Annotated in this window: 2 protein-coding genes; both read left to right on the top strand. The window is 70.4% G+C overall.

Annotated elements, in window-relative coordinates; genetic code table 11:
* The first annotated feature begins 314 nt into the window (after positions 1-314).
* Positions 315-1,859, top strand: coding sequence for a tryptophan halogenase family protein (locus ACFV6I_RS16285; protein WP_079135958.1), 1,545 nt, complete (start codon positions 315-317; stop codon positions 1,857-1,859).
* Positions 1,860-1,889: 30 nt separating this feature from the next.
* Positions 1,890-2,798 (top strand): cation:proton antiporter (locus tag ACFV6I_RS16290; protein WP_380425823.1); only part of this gene is annotated, 909 nt, incomplete at its 3' end.

Consider the following 2,798-nt stretch of genomic DNA (forward strand, 5'->3'; position numbering starts at 1 on the left):
CGGGGGCCCGGTAAATCTCGCTCCGGGACGAGTCCCGGTTGGAGGGTGGCGGCGCCGCCCCGCCGGGACAGGAACAGCCACTGCCGAACCCCCGCCGAATTCCGGCGAGTTCCGCCGAACAGATGGCACCCCCAACCATCGGGTGTCATCTGTTCGGCATGCCGGAAAACACCCGGCGAAGGCCGGGACGCGCTGGAGTGCGTGTTTCCGCTGAGGCTTAAAAGCCTGTTTTCCGGAGGCTCCGCTGCCGCAGGATTTCGAGCCATGGGACAGCCCGGGGCTCCGGGTTGAACGACCGGCTGAGAGGGTCAGGAATGCTGGGCAACGTCGTCATCGTCGGTGGTGGGACATCCGGTTGGATGACCGCCTCGTACCTGCGCGCCGCATTCGGCGATCGCATTTCCGTCACGCTGGTGGAATCCAAGCGAATCAAGTCCATCGGGGTCGGCGAGGCGACCTTCAGCACCGTCCGGCATTTCTTCAACTACCTGGGCCTGCCGGAGCACGTCTGGATGCCCAAGTGCAATGCCACCTACAAGCTGGGCATCCGATTCGAGAACTGGCGGCGCAAGGGCCACTACTTCTACCACCCCTTCGAGCGCCTCCGGGTCGTCGACGGCCTGCCGCTCACCGACTGGTGGCTGAACAGCCGCTCCGGCGACCGCTTCGACCAGGACGTGTTCCTGATGGCCGCGATCTGCGACGCCGAGAAGTCCCCGCGCTACCTCGACGGCACCCTCTTCGAGCAGGACTTCAAGGAGGGCGGCAACACGACCGAGCGCGACACCCTCACGGAGCAGGACACCCAGTTCCCGTACGCCTACCAGTTCGACGCCTCGCTGCTCGCCGACTTCCTCTCCGGGTACGCCACCGAGCGCGGCGCCAAGCACATCGAGGACGACGTCGTCGAGGTCGTCCAGGACGACCGCGGCTGGATCAGCGGCGTGCGCACCAAGGAGCACGGCCTGATCGAGGGCGACCTCTTCATCGACTGCACCGGCTTCCGCGGCCTGCTGATCAACCAGACCCTGGAGGAGCCGTTCAACTCCTTCCAGGACACCCTGCCCAACAACCGCGCGGTGGCGCTGCGCGTCCCGGTCGACATGGAGAAGCGCGGCCTGCGCCCCTGCACCACCGCCACCGCCTCGGACGCCGGCTGGATCTGGACCATCCCGCTGTTCGGCCGCATCGGCACCGGCTACGTCTACTCCGACGAGTACGCGACGCCCGAGGAGGCCGAGGCCACGCTGCGGGCCAAGGTCGGCCCGGAGTCGGAGGGCCTGGAGGCCAACCACATCAGGATGCGGATCGGCCGCACCCGCAACGCCTGGGTCAACAACTGCGTCGCCATCGGCCTGTCCAGCGGCTTCGTCGAGCCCCTGGAGTCGACCGGCATCTTCTTCATCCAGCAGGGCATCGAGGAACTGGTCAAGCACTTCCCGGACGCCAACTGGGACCCGGGGCTGCGCCGCTCCTACAACCGCATCGTCGGCAACACCATCGACGGCGTACGGGAGTTCCTCGTCCTGCACTACAAGGCCGCGGCCCGCGAGGACAACGCCTACTGGCGGGACGCCAAGACCCGGGTGATGCCCGACGGCCTGGCCGAGCGGATCGAGCTGTGGAAGGCCAAGCCTCCGACGGAGGCCACCATCTTCCCGCACTTCCACGGGTTCGAGTCCTACTCCTACCTGGCCATGCTGCTCGGCCTCGGCGGCATCGAGCTCAAGGCCCCGCCCGCACTCGCCCTGCAGGACGGCAGCCGCGCGGAGAAGGAGTTCCAGCTGCTGAGCGACCAGTCCGCCGAGCTCCTGAAGCGCCTGCCCAGCCAGTACGAGTACCTCGCCCAGATGCACTGACCCCTTCGGCTCCCCGAGAAAGGAGGCACCATGGACAGTCTTCCGTACGTACCGGCCGCGGTGACGCTCGCTCTGCTCGTCCCCGTGGCACTGCTCGGACGCCGGCTGGCGAAGCTGCTGCGGCAGCCGGAGATCGTCGGCGAGATCATGGCCTGCCTCCTGCTCGGGGCGCTGCTGGCGAGCCAGTGGCACTGGAAGCCGGCCACCATGGACGGCGGGGCCCTCCTGGAGAAGGCGGGCCACCTCGGCCTCGCGCTCTTCCTGGTGGGCGCCGTCCACGAGATCCGGGCCGGCGGCAGCCGGCTGGGCGGGCGCAGCATCGCACTGACCGCCGTGGGCTCGCTGCTGCTGCCGCTCGGCTGCGGCGTCGCGTTCGCCGCGTGGGTGCTGGCCGACGGCTCCCCGGCGCTGCGCGGCGGCGCCCCGGCCGGGGTGCTGGTCCTGATGCTGGCGATCGCGCTGGCGGTCACCGCCGTCCCGGTGCTGGCTGGCATCCTGGACGACCGCGGCATGCTCAACACCGCGATCGGCCGGCTCTGCATGGCGGTCGCGGTCTCCATCGACGCCGTCACCTGGTCGCTGCTGGCGATCGCGGTCGGCCTGGCGCACGGCGGCGGGAAGATCACCCCGTACCTGGTGTTCGTCGTCGGCCTGCTGGGCGCCTGGCTGATCCGCCGGGCCGGGGCCCTGCCCGGGCCCCGGGCCTGGGCCGAGCGGATCCCGGTGGCGGTGCCGATCGGGCTGACCGCCGCCGCGGCCGTGGCCGCGGCGCTGACCACCTCGCGGCTGGGCCTCACCGACGTGCTCGGCGCCGTCCTGGTCGCCCTGGCGCTGCCGGGCGACGTAGGCGCCGGCCCCGGGACACGGTCCGGCCCCACCGTCGGGGGGGGGGGCGCGCTCGTGTGGGCGCGGCTGTGGCAGGGGTGCGGCGGTTGGGCT

The organism is Kitasatospora sp. NPDC059803, from assembly GCF_042732255.1.
In the GTDB taxonomy this organism is placed as follows: Bacteria; Actinomycetota; Actinomycetes; order Streptomycetales; family Streptomycetaceae; genus Kitasatospora.

Bases quoted from the DNA above. Each gene is read 5' to 3' on its own strand.
- ACFV6I_RS16285 (WP_079135958.1), top strand. From the start codon at position 315: ATGCTGGGCAACGTCGTCATCGTCGGTGGTGGGACATCCGGTTGGATG.